Below are 19945 nucleotides of genomic sequence, written 5' to 3'. Positions count from 1 at the left end.
CATGTTTGGAAAGCCTTGTGTCCGCACAAGGCTTTTTTTTATAACCATTTCTGGCTAAAGTGGCAAGAGCACTCTTTACGCTTCATAAAGGATACCTCGCTTGCGTAACTACTTGAGAACCCATCCGTCACCTGCTGGCGCGACATACTATACCGTTGTTATGGCTGGTGTGCTGATTGGCTTAGTGGGTATTGGCTTGGAATATAGGTTTGGTAACGATCAACCTATTATGAGTGTCCTTTCTTTAACCGCCTCGATCATAGCTTTGATTTCCGGTATAGCGCTTTATATCGTTATGCGCGGTAGTTCGGTTATTCGTGTTGCTTTGGGTACGTTTATAGCGCTTATGTCGATGTATTCCATTACCCGCAGCGTTATTTTAGAAGATGCGATTATTGGTGATATTGGTCCTATTGGCTCTAGTGCGCATTGGCCGCTGGCCGCCCCGTATTTAATTTTTGGTCTGTTGATAGCTGTTGGGGTTCGGTCCGACTGGCGGAAGCAGCTTTGGCAGTATGGTGGTGCGGCAATGATCATTTGGGGCATCATCCTCAGCCTGTTTTCATGGTTTCAACTGACTTACACATGGGTTGCTCCTCATCCAATGGTTGCGGATATCGCGAGCCGTTTCGTCATACTCATTGGTATTGCTGTTTGGTTTGGTGGTGAGCACGGTATAAAGCTCAATCGGTTGCCGTCTACCCGTGGTTTAATCGTGGGTTTCTTGGGTGTGTTGTTACCCACTATGGTTTGGTTTTCACTGTCTGTAAAAGAGTCTCGAGCCGTTGTATACAGCGGAATGGAACTCGTAGAGGAAGTTGCCACACGCAGAGAACAAACGTCTTGGCGTAATGTAAACCTTATCATTCGACTGGTGTCGAGTTGGTCATCTGTTTCAGATTCCGAGCTAGTTGATTATCAAGAGCAAGATATTTTACGTTTACTGAATGACGAGCCCCAGATTCTTTCAATCATGGTTTTTGACCAAAACTGGAACGTTCTGGTGGAAAAAAGTTCAGACCGAAGTGCTTACTCCCACTACATTACAGCGACAGACTTTGAGCCGTTCGAAGACGTTCGACGCTGGATAAATCATAGCCCTGAATCTCGTTCAGTTACGGTGCCTATGCACTCTATTGAAGAAACCGCTACGCCAGTCATACTGTTCAGACAACCTATGTATCGAAATGAGCAGTTATATGGGTATGTAGTAGCAGTGTATGACTTCGCAAAGTTGGTCAACCCATCTACGATTGAGTTGAATTCCGAATTTAAAACTAGCGCAAGTATTGGTCCTTATTTATTAAGTAGTCGCGGTGATTTTACCGAAATCTTGTTGTCTAACGACGGTCACCGTCATTCGTTGTTTTTGTATCAACAAACAATGAATTTGCCATATATGCCAGAAACTGAACTTTCGGTTTACCTAGACGACACTTCTGAGCTCAGAACGACCTCTAATATCCAAGCGTTTGTTCTGGTCAGTGGCTTCTTGGTAGCTATTTTCCTCGTGATAAGTTTAGAGAACAGTAAGATATTACGCCGACAACGAAAACAACTTAAGCTGCAAGCTACAGAAGATGAGTTAACCGGGTTGGCAAACCGGGCAGTATTGGAAAGTCATTTGGAAGTTTTATGTGAGCGTTACCGCTTTAAAGGCGACGGCATTGCAGTTTTGTTTGTGGATTTGGATGGATTCAAACCGATTAACGACAGTTTAGGCTTAGAGGTCGGTGATGCGTTGCTGAAGGAAACTTCAGCAAGGCTTAAGTCTTTAAGTCCAAATCATGTTCTGGTTGCACGTTTTGGCGGTGACGAGTTTGTCATGGTAGTTCGGCGCAACACCGAGCAGCGCAAGTTAAATAAATTGATTCAAGATATTCTTGCGAGTCTGGCACAGCCATTCGACATCGATGGTAATAAAATTTACTTAACAGCAAGTATAGGTATTACGACAACGGACGAAACACCGCCATCTCCAAGGCTGCTGATTCAGCATGCCGACATGGCGATGTTTCAGGCCAAGCGCCGCGGTAGAAATCAGTCACAGTTATTTAGCCGGACCATGGTAGAAAAGTTCCACGAAGCTGTATCTCTAAGAAACAAGTTACAACAAGCACTAGACAACAAAGAACTGTCGCTACACTACCAGCCAGTAATGTCTGCGGTGAGCCGTGAAGTTATTGGCGTCGAAGCTCTGCTGCGTTGGGAAATTGCTCCAGGAAAGTTTATCTCGCCAGCAGACTTTATCCCGCTTGCTGAAGATAGCGGACAAATTATTCCAATTAGTGAGTGGGTTCTGGAGCAAGCAACACAGGATGCATTAGCGTTGCAAGAATATGGAGACATCATTCTGTCAGTGAACTTGTCTGCTGTGCAGTTCCAGAGAGCGAACTTTATCGACAGCTTGAAAACTGCGCTCGCCAAAAACAATTATCCTTCTGAAAAGCTTCGCTTAGAGTTAACTGAGAGTATATTGGTAGAAGATCAGCGTGAAGCAATTAACATCCTAAACCGTATTAGAGAGTTAGGGATGTCGGTGTCTATTGATGACTTTGGTACCGGCTTTTCAAGTTTGAGCTATTTGAAGAATCTACCAGCGGATCAATTGAAAATTGATCGCAGTTTTATTGCAGACATTGTGTCTGAAAACTCTGACGGGGCTATAACTCGTGGTATTATAGCCATGGCTTCGCAATTAGGGATGCATATTGTCGCCGAAGGTGTAGAAACTGAAACCCAAGCTTCATTCTTAGAAAAAGCGGGCGTGAACGCAATGCAAGGTTTCTACTTCGCTAAGCCTATGCCTATTGAGAACGCCAAAGAGTTTATCGCTAAACACACGTCACAAGAGAAGTAGTAAAAATGAGCTCGAGCAATGAACAGCCAGTTGTGGTGAAAGCCGCTGAAACCAAATTACCCACACCTTTTGCAGAGTTCCGGCTGGTTGGTTTTACCGACCGGCATGGCAAAGAGCATGTGGCTATGGTACTTGGCGATGTTGCTGATGGCGAACCTGTACTCGCGCGAGTTCATTCTGAATGTTTAACCGGTGACGCACTATTTAGCCAACGCTGTGATTGCGGTCCACAGCTTTATTCTGCGCTAGAGAAAATAGCTAAAGCGAAACGAGGCGTGCTGGTTTACTTAAGGCAAGAAGGGCGAGGTATTGGACTCATTAACAAGCTTCGGGCTTATGCCGAACAGGACAAAGGGTTGGATACTGTTGAAGCAAATGAAATTCTTGGATTTCAGGCTGACGCTCGGGAATATGACATTGCAGCAGGAATCTTTGAGCTGCTGGGTGTAAGTAGCGTACAACTGATGACTAACAACCCTCGAAAATTAGAGGCACTGTCTGAGTACGGTGTGAAAATAGATACGCGAATTCCTCATATTACCGAGGGAACCCCCCATAATAAGCACTACTTGGAAACTAAAAGCCGGAAGTTCGGACACCTATTTTAAGGTTCAAGTCGTAGCATCTCGTTACAAAAACGCAAGAACAATGCCTTTTGTCGAATTTCGATTGGAATTAGACTTGTTGGGGTATAGAACTACCTCCGCATCCAACAAAGAGGCATGAAGTATGTTGAAAGTTAAATTAGCTGCTGCGAGTATCGCATTGGCACTTGGTCTGGCGGCGTGTGTCAGTACCGACGATAACGATACCACAGCGTCCACAGATCTAACTTCTGGCTTAATGCTAGAAGACTTTGATACCAGCGTTCGCCCACAAGACGACTTGTTTATGTTTGTGAACGGCTCTTGGTATGAGAATACTGAAATCCCTAGTGATCGTTCGCGCTTTGGTTCATTTGATATGCTAGCGCGTCAAAACGAGACACGTTTACGTAGCATTATCGAAGACGCTGCTGACAAGAGCGCAGCAGAAGGCACCAATGAACAGAAAATTGGTGATTTCTACAACAGCTTTATGGACGAAGAGCGTATTGAAGCTCTCGGTTTAAGCCCAATTCAGCCTATGCTGGCTCAAATTGGTGGCATTAATAGCCATGAAGAACTAACGACTACCATGGCTTCTATGCGCCGTGACGGTTTAGGCGGCCCTCTCGCGTTCTATGTGTCTACCGACGCAAAGAACCCTGAAGTTTACGCACTTCATTTAGTACAGTCTGGTCTTGGCTTACCGGATCGCGATTACTATTTCCGCGACAACGCTGAGTTCGAGAACATCAGAACTAAGTATGTTGAATATTTAGAAGCGATGTTTGCAGAGCTTGGTCATGAGAATGCAGCAGACGCTGCACAGCGCGTTTACGACTTAGAGTTGTCACTTGCCGAGCACCACTGGACGCGTTTGGAAATTCGCGACGCTGAAGCACGCTACAACAAAATGTCGATTGACGAAGTTCGTGCTTTAACTGGCGACATTAACTACGACGCAATGGCGGAAGCAGCAGGTGTAACAGCGGCAGATTACGTGATTGTAAATACGCCTTCTTACATTGAAACTTTAGGTGAAATGTACACCGATGTAGACCTTGCTACTTGGAAAGACTATCTGCAAGTTCGCTTATTGAGTAGCTTTGCTTCTCGTCTACATAGCACAGTTGCAGATCTTCAGTTCGACTTCTACTCAACTACATTGAATGGTACTCCAGAACAGCAAGAACGTTGGAAGCGCGGTGTTCAAGCGACTAACGGTGCGTTAGGCGAAGTGCTGGGTCAAGAATACGTAGCACGCCACTTCCCACCTGAAGCAAAAGAGCGTATGGGTGAGCTTATTGATAACCTATTGGTTGCGATGGAGCAGTCTATTAACGAACTTGAGTGGATGACACCAGATACTAAAGTAGAAGCGCTTGAGAAGCTTGCTAACTTTACACCGAAAATTGGTTACCCAGACGAGTGGAGAGACTTCTCTGACTTGGAAATCATGCCAGGTGACTTAATCGGCAACACGATTCGTGCAGCAAACTTTGAATACGACGAAAACATTGCAGATATCGGCCAACCGGTAGACCGTTCACGCTGGGGAATGAACCCACAACGTGTGAACGCATACTACAGCCCAACTGCTAACGAAATCGTATTCCCAGCGGGTATCTTGCAGCCTCCGTTCTTTGACATGAATGCGGACGATGCAGTGAACTATGGTGGTATCGGCGCAGTTATCGGTCATGAGATCGGTCACGGCTTTGACGACCAAGGTTCACGTTACGACGGTCAAGGTAACCTAAGAAACTGGTGGTCTGATCAAGATCGTGAGCAGTTCGAAGCACTTACTGGCATGTTAGTAGAACAGTACTCTGCATTTGAACCGCTGCCGGGTATGCATATCGACGGTCGCATTTCTCTTGGTGAGAACATTGGTGACCACGTGGGCTTGTTAAGTGCTTATCGTGCTTACCAAATGTCTCTAGACGGTGAAGCATCTCCGGTCATGGATGGCTTTACTGGCGAGCAACGTTTCTTCTTGAGCTGGGCACAAATTTGGAAAGGTAAGTATCGTGAAGACGCGATGCGTGCTCAGCTAGCGCGTGGCCCTCACTCTCCTGCACAGTATCGTGCATTGGGTGCACCACGTAACATTCCTGCGTTCTACGAAGCATTTAACGTGCAAGAAGGCGATGGTATGTACTTAGCTCCTGAAGATCGTGTAATTATCTGGTAATTCAGCTTATTACTTGGAATTATAAACGCCTCAGTGGTTTTCCCCTGAGGCGTTTTTTTTCAAGGACATTCGATGCGTAATTTAAAAGTTTTGCTTGTTTTTCTTATAGGCCTAGCAGCGGTAATCTGGATATTGCGTTGGAAAGGCTCGTCTTCGTTCGTTTTTGCATGGACACTTAATTTCATATTAATGATGGTGATGCTGTTTTATACCGAAACACTCAAGCCCAAACTTAATTGTGCATATTTCGATACGCGAGCGTGGGAGCAAGCAGGAAATGCTTATCGTTACGTTGGTGTTCATATGTTTCGCAAGATTCTAATTTGGACGGGTTGGGAAAGGCTGAATAAACAAGCGAACCCAGTAGGAAAAAAGAAAGAGTTGCTAAAGCAGCTTGAGTACCGAACGCGTGTGTCCGAATTTGGGCATGTCGTAATATTTGTGGTGGTATCGCTTGTGGCCGTCGTGGTGGCGTGGTTACATGGATTGCAAGGTTCCGTATGGTTGATTGCAACCAATATACTGCTCAACCTCTATCCAGTCATTGTACAAAGGTACAATCGTCCGAGATATCAGAAAATCCTTTCAAAAATCAGCAGGAATCCCGAAGCATCAGTCTCGGTTTAAATACCGATTGGATTCTTTCGATGTCTTGTTTGTAAACATGTTTAAGCACCCAGCGCGCGGCCATTTGCCCGATCTCTGCTATCGGATAATCTATGGTGGTTAATTTCGGATAGGTGTAATGTGAGAAATTGACATTATCAAAGCCAACTATAGACAGGTCATGCGGAATATCTAACCCTCTATCATGGGCTACGGCCATCGCACCAGCGGCCATCTCGTCATTTCCGCACACAAGCGCGGTGAATCCTAGCTCACTATGTTTACTGTGCTTAGCGCTTAAATGAGCAAAGCCATGTACGCCGCCTGTTTCTTGGAAGTCTCCCTCGTAGAATAAAGAGATGTCTTCTTCGATGTGGTATTCCTTTAATGCTTGAAGGTGTCCCTTATAGCGCTCACTCGCGTCATTTTTCCACATAGGCCCGGAAATATATGCAATGCGCTTATGACCTTTTCGAAGCAAGAATTCAGTAGCTAAGTAGCCACCTAGTTGATTGTCGAGGGTAATGCAGCGGTCGGAGAGAGCCGCTACCGAGCGGTTAATAATCACGAACGCTTTGTTTTGCTCTGCAAGCTCTTGTAAATATTCGTCACTAACTGATTCGACGTGCAGAATCAGTGCGTCGCAATTACGACTCATTAAAAACTCGATTCGCTCTCGTTCAACTTCTTCGTGACTATGACCTGCTGCAATGATGACGTGCTTACCAGCATTTCTAAATTCCGCCTCAATGCGGCTAATTAACTCACTATAAAATGGGCCACCTAATTCAGAAACGAGAATGCCCACACTATTTGAGCGGTTGGTGGCTAGCGATTGGGCAACAGAGTTAGGGCGGTACCCAAGTTCTTTCATTGCCGCTTCTACTTTAATTTTGGTGGACTCGCGAACTGGAGCCGTTTGATTAATGACACGAGAAATCGTGGCAAGGCTCACTCCGGCAAGTTTCGCAACTTCGTATATTGTCGCCATATGTGTTGGGGTCTCGCTAGCTTCTAATTATATTTTTTGTGTGAGCTCTTTAGATATCCGTAAAACACGTGTTTGATCGAGTTTATATCCACGCATTACCCAAGCTACTAATATAGAACAGATTGCCGGTAATACGGTAAAGGCTACGAGAATACCAAATTGACTTTCGGCTGTCTGCGTTTGATCTGCTTGATACCCATATAGGGCGAGCCACCATCCTGCGATAGCCCCACCAATAGCGATACCTATTTTAATGAAGAACACTACCGAAGCATATATTAATCCGGTAGCGCGGATACCAGACTGTTTTTGCCCTAGATCGACAACATCAGCAATTTTTGCCCAAAGCATGGGGGTTGCCATTTGTAAGAAAAATGACCAAAAGAAATAGAGAATAAAAGCGAGTGAAAGTTGGTTAGGCGCAACCCAAAATGCAAGTAGCGAAAGAGCGGCTGCAATAAGTTGTAACGCCTTGTACGCAATAACTTTGTCGACTCGGCGCGTTAGTGGATTCGCTATCGCACAACCTAAAATATTACCCACCATACCAATCGAGACAAATTCTGTGACCAAGTCGTCACGCATCAGGTAATATTTCACATAATAAATGGCGAGCGTATTTTTTATTGCGATACCGGTTAACAGAAGCACTGCAACTATCGCCAAAGTTTTGAGCGCATCATTTTTCCATAGAACTTGGAGCCCACTTTTTAAGGTAAGATTTTGGGAGTGGTTCGGTTGAGTACGCTCTTTCGTACCCGCGAAACATATCAGAAAGAAAATGACACCGAGCACGCTCATGAAGGCGATGGTGAGTTGATAGCCTAGCGCTCTATTTCCATTTCCCAAAGCCTCAACCAACGGCAGCGTACATAACGTGACGATTAGCCCCCCAAGCATACCGAAAACGAATCGGTAGGATTGAACTGACACACGCTCTTCCGGGTCTTGTGTGATTGCTGCACCTAACGCTGAATATGGAATATTAATTGCCGTGTATGCGAGCATAAGCAGAGTGTAAGTTACATACGCGTAAACTAGCTTTCCGGAGCCTGATAGCCCCGGTGTTGTAAAAGCAAGAATACTAAAGACGGCGAAAGGAATAACGAGCCAGATTAAATACGGCCTGAATTGGCCGAAGCGGGTTTGAGTTTTATCTGCGAGTAATCCCATTAGCGGATCAGTGACTGCGTCTATCAGTCTGACCACTAAAAACATAGTTCCTACGGCCGCTGCGGAAATACCAAATATGTCGGTATAGAAAAATGCCAAAAATAGCATGACCGTTTGAAAGATAAGATTGCTAGCAGTATCACCCAATCCATAGGCCACTTTCTCCTTACGAGAGATCATAAGCCCTCCACGGACTGATTCTGTAGTTTCCTATCGAGCCACAGGGCTCTCAAAGCCTTAGCACTATCTTTCAATATTCTTTCCTGTGTTTCAAAGTCAACATACACAATACCAAAACGCTGCGTATACCCCTCAGCCCACTCAAAATTGTCGAGCAAGCTCCAAGCGAAATAGCCACGTATCTCTACACCAGCTTCTATTGCGTCATGGACCGCATGCAGGTGCCTTTGATAGTAATCAATTCTTGCGATGTCGTGAATACTTCCTTGATCGTTATAGTCAGGGAATGCTGCTCCATTCTCCGTAATATAGATCGGAGGAAGGTTGTCGAAGGTTTCGTTAAGCTGAACGAGTATTTCAGTGAAACCTTCCGGGTAAACTTCCCAGCCCATTGTTGTGAGGGGTTCTTTTGTCGCGGGAACATCGGAGAACCAGTTATTTTTCTCTCGAAAAACCGTTTTGGTGTAATAGTTCACACCTACAAAGTCTATATGCTGGGAAATTACCTCCATATCTCCTTGCTCAATTTCAGGATATTCATCCTTCTTGAGTGGATAAATGGGGGTTGGATAGGTACCAGTCAAAATAGCCTGCAAATACCATAAATTGTGGTAAGTGTGCCCTGCAAGTGCCGCACGGCGATCAGCTTCGGTTTCTGTCGCTGGGTAACACGGACTAAAGTTGAGAACAATGCCATGCTCTGAATTTGGTGCATACTTTCTTAATACAGGTAGTGCGAGTCCGTGGGCGAGTAATAGGTAATGAGCTGCTTGTCTGCCACTTTTGCGATTCTTATGGCCTGGTGCATGAATGCCCGCTTCGTAGCTTAAGTAAGCGCTACAGAATGGCTCATTGATTGTGGAGTATTGAGCTACCTTGTCACCCAGGGCTTTTACGACAACTTCAGCGTATTCGGCAAATCGGTATGCCGTTTCGCGATTAAGCCAGCCCCCTCGGTCTTCGAGATACTGAGGCAAATCCCAGTGGTAAAGCGTGACATGAACTGCGATACCTTTTGCCTTGAGCGCATCTACAAGTTTCACGTAAAAATCTAATCCGACTCTATTCACACTGCCGTCAGCGTTGATGACGCGTCCCCAAGCTATAGAGAACCTATAGGCCTCCGCTCCTAAATTAGCGATAAGCTGAACGTCCTCTTGCCATTTTGCAACGTGGTCGCACGCTACTATACCGTTAGAACCGTCTTTTATACGTCCCGACTGAGAGCAAAAGGTGTCCCAGATGCAAGGCTCCCTTGTGTCCGCAGAACCTTCAATTTGGAATGAGCTGGTCGCAACTCCAAACATAAAGTGTGAAGACTGTAGTTTAGACTGCTTGGGTAAAGTGATTTTCTTCATAAGCATTGCGAATCCGTCTAATTATGCTATAAATGAAAGCGCTTTCATAATAGGCTCAAAGTAGCTAAAGGTCAAAAAATAATTAGATTGAGGCAACCATGACCAATCAAAACAACAACTACCGGTTTGCATTAACCGCACTGACGTCCCTTTTCTTTATGTGGGGCTTCATTACATGTATGAACGATATTCTTATTCCTTACCTTAAAATCCTATTTGACTTGAACTATGCCAAGTCAATGCTCATTCAATTTTGCTTTTTTGGAGCCTATTTCATTGTCTCAATACCAGCAGGTATGTTGATAGGAAAAATAGGTTACAAAAATGGGATTGTGACGGGTTTAATGATTGCTGGAGCCGGTTGCGTATTGTTTTATCCAGCCGCACAAGCGGAAGTTTATGGTTTATTCTTGCTGGCGCTATTTGTTTTAGCTTCGGGGATCACTATTCTGCAGGTAGCTGCGAATCCATATGTAACTGTCCTTGGCGCTCCTGAAACAGCTTCTAGTCGTTTAACAATGACGCAAGCTTTTAATTCATTAGGTACAACCGTAGCTCCGTTGTTTGGGGCATGGTTAATTTTCGAAGGTGTTACCGACCCAGAAATATCAGGTGTGTCTAAAGACGCCGTAAGCCTGCCTTATTTTATTCTGGCCGCAACTCTTGTAGTAATGGCAGCTGTCTTTTTGAAGCTTAAATTACCCAACATGGGTAAAACGAATACCGCAAGCGCGTTACCCTCGCAAGGGTCCGCTTGGAAGCAGCGTCACTTAGTACTTGGAGCACTGGGTATTTTTGTATACGTAGGCGCGGAGGTGAGCATTGGTAGCTTTTTAGCTATGTATATCGCGCTTCCTGAAATAGGAAATATGCCAACGTCTCAGTCTTCTCATTACATCTCTTGGTATTTTGGTGGTGCCATGGTGGGAAGATTTTTAGGTGCTGCAATTATGCAGAGAATTTCAGGTGAAAAGGTGTTGATGTTTAATGCTCTTGCAGCAGTGCTATTGTTGCTAACGACAATGACAAGCTCGGGAACTTTAGCCATGTGGGCGCTGATATTCGTAGGCTTATGTAACTCCATTATGTTTCCAACTATTTTTAGTTTGGCGTTACAAAACTTAGGTGATAGCCGAGGGCAGGGCTCAGGTATTTTATGCTTAGCGATAGTAGGTGGCGCTATTGTGCCGCTTCTACAAGGACTGCTAGCTGACCAAGTCGGTATTCAGACGGCTTTTGTGGTTCCTCTTGTCTGTTACTTATATATCGCGTTTTATGGTTACAAAGGATATAAACCACAAACTAAACTTCAGCAATCACCAGAAGGGGAGACAGCCTAATGCTTAGGAGCAAACATGCACTCAATGGGTGTTTACTCACAGTAGCTTTGTCTGTTGCTGGATGCGCTGAAAATACGAGTGAGCCGACAGTAGCGGAGTCCAATATATGGCCGCACATAGAGTCTCCAGTTGGTCTTGATACTGAAATTGAGAGTCGAATTACCCAGATGCTCGAAACGATGACGTTAGAGCAAAAAATAGCGCAAATGATTCAACCTGAGATTAGAGATATTACCGTTGAAGATATGCGTGAGTACGGATTTGGCTCGTACTTAAATGGCGGAGGTGCATTTCCGGGCAATGATAAATATGCAACCCCGGAAGACTGGATTGAGCTCGCCGACGCTATGTATCAAGCATCCATTGATGACAGTCTTGATGGAATATCTATTCCCACAATGTGGGGGACAGATGCAGTTCATGGCCACAATAACGTCATTGGAGCCACGATATTTCCACATAATATCGGTCTTGGCGCAGCCAATAACCCGGATCTTATCCGAGATATAGCTGGTGCTACGGCGCGGGAAGTCATGGTTACTGGCATTGATTGGGTATTCGCTCCAACAGTTGCCGCTGCTCAGGATTTACGTTGGGGACGCTCTTATGAGAGTTACTCTGAAGACCCAAATATTGTTCGTGAATATTCTGCTGCTATCGTAAATGGGTTGCAAGGTGAGGTTGGCGAAGACTTCCTTAACGAGCAGAGAGTAATTAGTACCGTTAAACACTTCGTAGGGGACGGAGGAACGACGGACGGCATAGACCAAGGAAATACCGAAGTTACCGAGCAGACATTATTTGATTTGCATGCGCAAGGATATGTTGGCGGCTTAGCAGCTGGCGCTCAAACGGTAATGGCTAGCTTCAATAGTTGGAATGGCGAAAAAATCCACGGTAGTAGGTATCTACTTACAGAAGTACTCAAGGAACAAATGGGTTTTGACGGATTTGTTGTAGGGGACTGGAATGGTCACGGACAAATTCCAGGTTGCACTAATGAAAGCTGTCCTCAAGCTGCGAATGCGGGACTCGACGTTTATATGGTGCCAACTCAATCATGGCGTCCTTTGTTTGATAACCTTGTTGCGCAGGTACGAGAAGGAATTATTTCACAAGAACGTGTGGACGATGCCGTAAGAAGAGTATTGCGTGTTAAGTTCCGTGCGGGCCTTTTCGACAAGCCGAGTCCAGCTAATCGTCCTTTGGCGGGTCGTAGTGGAATTATTGGTTCTCAAGAGCATCGAGCTATCGCGCGTGACGCGGTGCGTCAATCTTTAGTGATGTTAAAAAACGATAGCCAATTACTACCTCTACATCCGACCCAAAATATTCTTGTAGCAGGAAGCGGCGCGCATAATATTGGGCAGCAGTCCGGGGGATGGACAATTAGTTGGCAGGGCACAGGTAACACCAATGATGATTTTCCTGGTGGCACTTCTATCTTTGATGGTATTGCTGAGCAAGTTGAGGCTGCGGGTGGACAAGTTCGGTTATCAGAGGACGGAAGCTTTGATGATAAGCCAGATGTCGCAGTTGTAGTTTTCGGTGAACAACCTTATGCAGAGGGCAATGGTGATTTAAATAACCTCGATTATCAGCGTGGCAATGCGAGCGACTTAGCGTTGCTAGAGCGCTTTCAAGAGCAGGGGATACCTGTGGTGACCTTATTCATTAGTGGTCGTCCTATGTGGGTAAACCCTGAACTAAATGCATCAGATGCCTTTGTTGCTGTGTGGCTTCCGGGTAGTGAAGGGCAAGGCGTGGCTGATGTAATTCTTCGAAATGCTGATGGCGACGTTCAATATGATGTTACGGGCCGACTTTCTTTTGCTTGGCCTGCGGACCCTGAGGATAATCGTGAACTGCTTCCGGTTGGCGCCGGAATGAGTTACGGCGACACGCCTTTGTTCACAAGCTTGCTTAATGAGGAACTAGGCGGTGAGAGTGAAACAGAGGATCTCGTGATTTTCGAACGTGCAGTGAAAGCTCCATGGCTATTAGAGCTGCGTAGCGGAGATACGCGCGCTATTGTTGAAAGTAGCATTCAGTCTCAAGGAGCCGTCGCTGTTTCTACGTTCGATGATGAGGTACAAGAGGACGCAAGAAGGTTTGAGTTCAGCGGTGCTCAGGAGGCGGCGTTTAATTTTGTAGCTCCCTTCCCAAGAGATCTTAGAGCATTTATGGGCGACCGAAGTGCACTTGTTGTTACCTTAAAAGTACCTGAAACTGTTGCGACTAACGTCATGTTAAATATGTACTGTGGCAATGATTGCGGACTCAATGTAAATGTTCAGCCTATTTTGGCGGAGCTACCTCCAGGTCAGTGGCAACGAACTTACTTTGATCTCTCATGTATGCAGCAAGAAGGCCTGAATTTAGGACACGTTAGTGGTGTATTCGGTTTATCTTCGACCGACCCGTTGGAAATCAGTTTTAATGATATCCGTTTTGTTCAGCAGGCTCCTGAAAATGCTCATTTGCATTGCGTAAGTCCTTAACTGAATTGAGCGAACCAACCAAATAAAAGCCCACCGTGAGGTGGGCTTTTTTGTTCTTGTAGGCTCTTGTCTATTGCTATTATTTACTTTCTCTATATTGTCTTTGGCGGCGCACGAAAAGTTGAGCGGTGAATGGTTGGGGCATGTTTAGTAGAAACGTTTATGAATCGTATATTCATTGCTGAATATCGTTATCCGATACTCAGGCCGCTTAATTTCAATTGAAAAATGCACCTTGCGGGATAGCAGGTCTTGTTGCGTAAGGTAAGTTTAAGGTGCGATAGGATAAAAAAAGGGACAGCGATTAGCTGTCCCATTGTCTTGCTTAAATAAGCATCCATGCTTTTGCACTATGAATTGAAGACCGCCTTAGAAGCTGTATCTAAAGCCTAGTGAGTATCTTGGTCCGTACTGACGAGCGAATAAGAATTGCTCTTCGTAACGACCATAACCTTGCTCGGTTTCGTTCGTAAGATTTAATCCTTCAAAAGACACAGAAAAGTTTTCTGTGAAGTTGTAGTTCACGCTCATATCCCATTGCCCGTACTCTCTAGCATATTGTGGAGGAGCGTCAGCAGAACCTTGCGCTTGGCCTACACCGATAAGGTAACTGTCACGCCATGCGTATGTTACTTTCACAGACAAGCCATGCTTTTCATAAAACCCTTGGAAGTTGGCAGAGTCACTTAAGCCCACAAGTGGTGATTGTTGCGTTAAGCTCTCGTTATCAAAATCCACGTCTCCGTCGACGACCGTAGCATTCACACCCAAGCCAAAACCAGACTCTCCAAACACATGTTGAACAGCAATTTCAAAGCCGTCTACGGTTTTGGTGTCGGTGTTGGTCGGTTGTGAAATTTGCCATTCCATCAGAGGGTCATCAGCGTTAGGTTCAATGACGCCTTCGCCATTACCGAACCCAAGAGCAATCATCTCGTTGAAAATGTTTGTACTCGTTGCTTGTTCACCGCGTTCTTCCAAAGATGCAACAGCCTGTGCATAGCGAGGACCATTGAGAATGTCTCTTAAACCGTCGATTGTCGTTGTTGTAATAGACCGTTGGATAAAGTTATCAACCTCTTTACGGAAATAACCGATAGCGGCATAACTACCGAAGTCATAATAGTATTCTAACGACAAATCGAAGTTGGTGGACTCAAATGGAAGCAAGTTGGTATTGCCTTGTCCACCTGAGCGAGAGCCTGGTTTTGGACTTCCGCTCAGTGAGCGTCCACCAGCGAGATCACCTAGAGGAGCGCGAGCTATTGTTTTGCCGTATGAGAAGCGACCAATTAGGTCAGGTGTTAACTCGACCTTGAAGTCTAAGCTTGGAAGGAGTACGTCATGATTACCTTCGAGGGTAAGGAACGTAGCTTGGTCTGAAGGCTCATATTGCATAATCCACTCAGACGGACTTACCCAGTTGACTTGTCGCTCAACGCTTTGACGAACTCGGCTTGTTACATCAGTCTCTTCGTAGCGTACACCGACATTTAACTGAACAGGGAAGTCTGCAACGTAGAACTCCCAATCAGACTGAATAAATAGCGCGTTTGTTACTTCGTTAACATAACTTTCGCTGTCAATTCCGTCGAAATAAGGATCTGCTACATAGGCATCACTGCCCATCAGTGCTTCTGTGATGTATGCCATTTGACGGGCCACTGCTTCGTCAAAATCATAAGTATAATAATAGTCGGTTAGGAGGTTACTACCACCGCCTAAAAGCTCGTCTAAAAAGCTTCCTGTGCCATTATATGTAAACATACTGTCGGGAAGAATTTGAGCGAATGAAGGGTTAAATCCAGGTCCTCCTCTCAGCCCACTCCAAGCAGTATAGCCTCCCATCTCTTGGTCAGTTCTAGATAAACCAGCTGTAACTTTCACGAGTGGAACATCAAACGTGCCATAGTTATACCAGTCTGTTTTGAATTGATACTGAGTAATATTGCTCTCACCAGGGCGGTGGAAGAACTGACTGAAGTTAGAGTCAATTGACGCAGGGTCTAGAACATTTGTTCCGTTGTTCCAGTTAATTAAAACTTGTGGAATTTCACCCGTACGGTAGTCATAAACTTTTGAGCGAAGTTGGTCAGAGCCCAGAATCACTTGACCAAACATTCCGCTACCTGCATCGGCACCGTCATCTGTTTTGTTGCTTGAGTCATGCGCATCAAACCAGAAGCTCCAGCTGTCGCTTAATTGATATTCTAAGTTGAAGCCTACCGATTCTGCCTCGGTTTCAGTCGTTCCTTTCTCTGCTGTGAAAGAACCGTCGTTACCGGCAATATCTGCATAAACTGCCGTTCCGTTTTCGTCTAGCTCGTAAGCATTAATATTTCCGCCGAACTCATTCCAGATACCCCAACCAAAGGCTTCACGACCTGTTAAGTTGCGACTTGCAGTGTAGTCAGTCGTTAAGACCAAACCATTTATTGGCTCGAACTGAAGGGTTAGTTGGCCGTTTGTTCTCTCTTGTGCGAGATCCGCGATACCGTAGTTCATATCTTTAGGAAAGAAATGATTACCTACGCGATTACCTTCCTCGTCGACTGGGCGAGGATCGATTACTGAAGACTCTGGTAAGTCTCCTGGCAATGGTACATTTGCTTGCCAACCTTGAATGTTCGCCTGTTGAATTTGAAAGTCGCGTCGATATTGGGAGAACGAAAATGCAACCCCAAAGCGGTCGTCTGCGAAAGTGTTACTGTAGACAGCTGCAACTTCAGGGGTTACATCGCTTCCGTCAGCGACAGAGGAGTCATGTAGGGCTCTGCCTGAGACAGAAAAGCGTTGTCCCGGTCTTTCCAGAGGTTGAGTTGTAACGATGTTAACGGTTGCTCCCAAACCACCACTTGGAGTGGCTGCTCTTGCGGTTTTGTATACTTCGAGCGCATTTACCCCTTCAGAAGACAGGTTCTCTAGGTTATATGAACGCGTATAACCAGTACCCGGCATTTGGCGGCCGTTAAGGGTAATCAAATTAAATTCAGGACCAAAGCCGCGAACCGTAATTTGACTACCTTCGCCATTTACGCGACTTACTGAAACACCTGTGATGCGCTGTAGAGACTCAGCAAGGTTGGTGTCTGGGAATTTCCCCATCTCCTCTGCAGAGATTGCGTCCACAATGCCGCTACTATCTCTTTTAAATGCAGTTGAACGAGCCAAGCTTCCAACAATTCCTCGAACTTCAATGACCTCGAAGTTCTCTTGCTCAGTTTGTTGAGTTTGTTCCGTTTGCTCTTCTTGTTCTTGTGCGTCCTGTGCGTACAAAGGTGTAATAAAGCTGCTGGCTAAAACCAACGACACAGCTGCAGCAACAGGGCTCTTCATAAACGTTAATTTTTTCATAATTTAGTTATCCGTTTTGTCAGTGCTGTGCGCATTAAAAGTTATCGATTCTAACGTTATCAACTTGATAAACCGCGCCTTGGCCGGTTCCCCACGCTGGGAATATCATGATGACATTGATATCGGTTAAATCGAGACCCGCATCGAATAACTCTTGTAACGGGAAGTGATATGTTGCCCATTCACCTGTAACAAGAGGCGTGTCGTAATTACCAGACTCTAAAGCCAATTCGACAGCTGTTGCGGCACCTGTAGACTCTACTTTGAATAGCCAAGATGTTTCGCCGCCATCCGGTTGAGTAACAATGCGCATATCAAAACTTATAGCGCCGTTTGCCACCATGCTTGACGCATCATAGGAAACACCCTCGTCCGCAAGAAACCCTAGTACTGTTTCAGGCCATCCTGGAATCGAGAATTCAGCAACTGACCCGTATGGTGCGTCTTCAGCAACAACTTCAGGCGTTGTACCTGCACAACAGTCCCACAAAGACCAACCCTCAACGATTTCATTTTCGAACACAGTTAAACCTGAACCACCTGCGCTCGGGTTGTATATTCTAGCTTCATCCACACGGTATGTTGCGCCGTCACCAGTTCCCCATGCAGGGAAAATCATGACAACGTCGATAGCAGAAACATCGAGCCCTAAGTCAGACAATGTTTGTAAACTGAAAGTGTAAGTTTGCCATTCACCAACCACCGGCTCGTTACCTGCATTACCAGTAGATAGGTCAACTTCCACTGCTGTTGAAGCGCCATCGGACTCGATTTTGAATTTCCACACTGATGATGAGTCTGTTGGTGCAGAAACAACTTTCATGTCAAATTGGACAACACCTTCAATTAACAATGCTGACGCATCAAATTGAATCCCGCTGCCATCTGCTGGTTTGAAACCCATAACTGTCGGCGTGGCTCCAATCGTGAATTCACCTACAGGGCCTCGCTCTTCATCTTCAACAACACTTGGGATGGTACCGCCACAGCAGTCCCAAAGGGGCCAGTCTGAATTCTCGCTATCATCGAACAAGACCAGCTCAGGAGATGCCACCTCTGGCGCCGAAATTTCAACATTGGTAATGAGGTACTGTGCGCCTTCACCCGTTCCCCATGCTGGGAACACCATAAAGGCATCAATTGCAGAAACATCAAGACCCGCGTCTGAAAGTGCTTGTAATGAGTAAGTAACGGTTTGCCACTCGCCTGTTGCTGGCGCTAGTCCTTCATTACTGTCTGTGAGAGGTAATTCAGCAGCCGTAGACGCGCCGTTACTCTCTACTTTAAACAGCCAAACTGAAGAAGCGTCATTCGGTTGAGATTCAACCTTAATGTCGAAAGAAATGGAACCCGTTTCCAATATCGGTGACGCGTCAAACGGAGAAGGTGAGCCAGCTGGATCGGTAATAAAATCTGAACGCGTAATAAACCCATTTACTGTTGGCGCACTACCTACGACAAATCGATATGAACTGCCTTTCTCAGCGTCATCTACAAGTTCTGGTGTAGAGCCGCCACAGCAATCCCATGCAGGCCAGTTTGGATTCGGTGTGCCATCAAAAATAGTTAAATTACGAGCAACACCATCAGACGGAGGCGAGGGAATGGGGGCGTCGCCCTCTACGTAAGTTTCTGCGTCTTTATATCCGTCGCGAACTGTTTCACAACCGCGACCTGTTTGTGGGTTAGAGCCACACTCATACACGCGGACATAATCGATTTCGAATGTTTGACCGTTAGCGAGAGCATCAGCATCGATACCGGTTTCGTTTACATTTTCAGGCCATGTTCCACCCACAGCCAAGTTCATAATTAAGTAAAAACGTTGGTCGAAAGGCGCTGCATCCCAAGTTGTTTCTAGGTCTCCGGATGCCTGATTAAAGTACTCCGCAAACCAACCACGATGACGCAAGCCAACCGCTTCACCGCGGCTATTGAATCTCACAAATGAGCGCGTTTGTGTTTGGTAGAGGTAGCCGTCTACGTACCAGCGAATTTCGCCTTCTTGCCACTCAATAGCATATGTATGAAAACCATCTGCAGGACTAGCGCCTCCAGGAAGAGCGTAGGCTGTGCCTGATGATGAGTTGTCTGGTGCGTCACGACCGTAATGAAGGGTGCCATATACGCGAGTTTCTTCCTCGCCTTCTGCTGTTTGTGCACCTAGGTTAACAGCTTCTACGATGTCTATTTCACCAGACTTAGGCCAACCTCCATAGACTTCGTCGGTTGGCATCATCCAGATAGCAGGCCATGTACCCTGACCTCTAGGCATACGTGCGCGCACTTCAATACGTCCGTATTTGAAGTCACCGTTATACCGGGTATTTAGTCGTGCCGAGGTATACGGCAAGTCAGCACCTTCTTCTGCTGGCAAGGCAACAATCTTCAGTGTGTCGTCAGAAACATAAGCATTTTCAGCGCTGTCCGTGTAGCATTGTTGCTCTTGGTTTCCTCCGCCGCGACAGTCAACCTCAAAGGTCCACTTATTGGTGTCAATTTGACTACCGGAAAACTCGTCACTCCACACGAGTTGCCAGTCATCTACGGGGGCTGTGGTGTCCACAGACTCGAAATCTGAGACCGTTTTAACGTCTTCACTACCACATCCGACGAGGCCTAACGTAATAAAGAGCGCCGTAATTACACTCTTGTTGGTTCTGCTGTTATACATAACTGAGTTCCTGATTGTTGACTCATACCGTATTCGTTGTTGTTTTATTTCTAATTTATATTTATTTGCTTATGAAAGCGCTTTCATAAAATAGAACAAGAAAATTTGAGCGTCAATCCATGTCGTTAAA

Annotated in this window: 11 protein-coding genes; 6 read left to right on the top strand and 5 right to left on the bottom strand. The window is 45.7% G+C overall.

Annotated elements, in window-relative coordinates; translation table 11 throughout:
- Positions 1 to 100 precede the first annotated feature (100 nt).
- The 4 genes from EYQ95_RS06935 (at position 101) to EYQ95_RS06920 (ending at position 6265) form a co-directional block, all read left to right on the top strand.
- A complete protein-coding gene (locus EYQ95_RS06935) occupies positions 101 to 2860 on the top strand; it encodes a bifunctional diguanylate cyclase/phosphodiesterase (RefSeq protein WP_111915174.1) in 2760 nt (919 codons plus the stop codon).
- A 5-nt stretch (positions 2861 to 2865) separates the two neighbouring features.
- The gene (gene ribA / locus EYQ95_RS06930) at positions 2866 to 3468 is read left to right on the top strand and encodes a GTP cyclohydrolase II (protein ID WP_111915173.1); all 603 of its coding nucleotides are present in this window, start codon (positions 2866 to 2868) and stop codon (positions 3466 to 3468) included.
- Positions 3469 to 3589: 121 nt separating this feature from the next.
- Positions 3590 to 5638 carry a M13 family metallopeptidase gene (locus tag EYQ95_RS06925; RefSeq protein ID WP_111915172.1) on the top strand — a complete coding sequence of 683 codons (2049 nt, stop codon included), beginning with the start codon at positions 3590 to 3592 and terminating at the stop codon, positions 5636 to 5638.
- A gap of 72 nt (positions 5639 to 5710) precedes the next feature.
- On the top strand, positions 5711 to 6265 hold the full coding sequence (locus EYQ95_RS06920; RefSeq protein ID WP_111915171.1) for a hypothetical protein: 555 nt from the start codon (positions 5711 to 5713) through the stop codon (positions 6263 to 6265).
- Here the strand turns inward: EYQ95_RS06920 and EYQ95_RS06915 are convergent.
- The 3 genes from EYQ95_RS06915 to EYQ95_RS06905 are packed head-to-tail and all read right to left on the bottom strand — an operon-like array spanning position 6231 to position 9946.
- A complete protein-coding gene (locus tag EYQ95_RS06915; protein WP_111915170.1) occupies positions 6231 to 7235 on the bottom strand; it encodes a LacI family DNA-binding transcriptional regulator in 1005 nt (334 codons plus the stop codon). The genes EYQ95_RS06920 and EYQ95_RS06915 overlap by 35 nt on opposite strands.
- Positions 7236 to 7262: 27 nt before the next feature.
- Positions 7263 to 8588 (bottom strand): glycoside-pentoside-hexuronide (GPH):cation symporter, encoded by a 1326-nt coding sequence (locus EYQ95_RS06910; RefSeq protein WP_111915169.1) that lies wholly within the window; start codon positions 8586 to 8588, stop codon positions 7263 to 7265.
- The gene (locus EYQ95_RS06905; protein WP_111915665.1) at positions 8585 to 9946 is read right to left on the bottom strand and encodes a GH1 family beta-glucosidase; all 1362 of its coding nucleotides are present in this window, start codon (positions 9944 to 9946) and stop codon (positions 8585 to 8587) included. Before EYQ95_RS06905 ends, EYQ95_RS06910 begins: the two co-directional genes overlap by 4 nt.
- Before the next feature lie 98 nt (positions 9947 to 10044).
- Between EYQ95_RS06905 and EYQ95_RS06900 the strand changes: the two genes are divergently transcribed.
- Positions 10045 to 11286, top strand: coding sequence for a sugar MFS transporter (locus EYQ95_RS06900; RefSeq protein ID WP_111915168.1), 1242 nt, complete (start codon positions 10045 to 10047; stop codon positions 11284 to 11286).
- Positions 11287 to 11453: 167 nt separating this feature from the next.
- Positions 11454 to 13787 (top strand): exo 1,3/1,4-beta-D-glucan glucohydrolase, encoded by a 2334-nt coding sequence (locus tag EYQ95_RS06895; protein WP_207916252.1) that lies wholly within the window; start codon positions 11454 to 11456, stop codon positions 13785 to 13787.
- 369 nt (positions 13788 to 14156) lie between these two features.
- Here the strand turns inward: EYQ95_RS06895 and EYQ95_RS06890 are convergent, their stop codons facing one another.
- Both EYQ95_RS06890 and EYQ95_RS06885 read right to left on the bottom strand, forming a co-directional pair.
- On the bottom strand, positions 14157 to 17141 hold the full coding sequence (locus EYQ95_RS06890; RefSeq protein WP_111915166.1) for a TonB-dependent receptor: 2985 nt from the start codon (positions 17139 to 17141) through the stop codon (positions 14157 to 14159).
- Between the two features lie 34 nt (positions 17142 to 17175).
- Positions 17176 to 19815, bottom strand: a complete 2640-nt coding sequence (locus tag EYQ95_RS06885) for a glycoside hydrolase family 16 protein (protein WP_111915165.1) — start codon at positions 19813 to 19815, stop codon at positions 17176 to 17178.
- Positions 19816 to 19945 lie beyond the last annotated feature (130 nt).

The sequence above is a fragment of the Lysobacter sp. N42 genome (genome assembly GCF_004344885.1).
The sequence above is the reverse complement of the archived record's forward strand: the minus strand, read 5'-3'. Positions and strand labels throughout refer to the sequence as shown.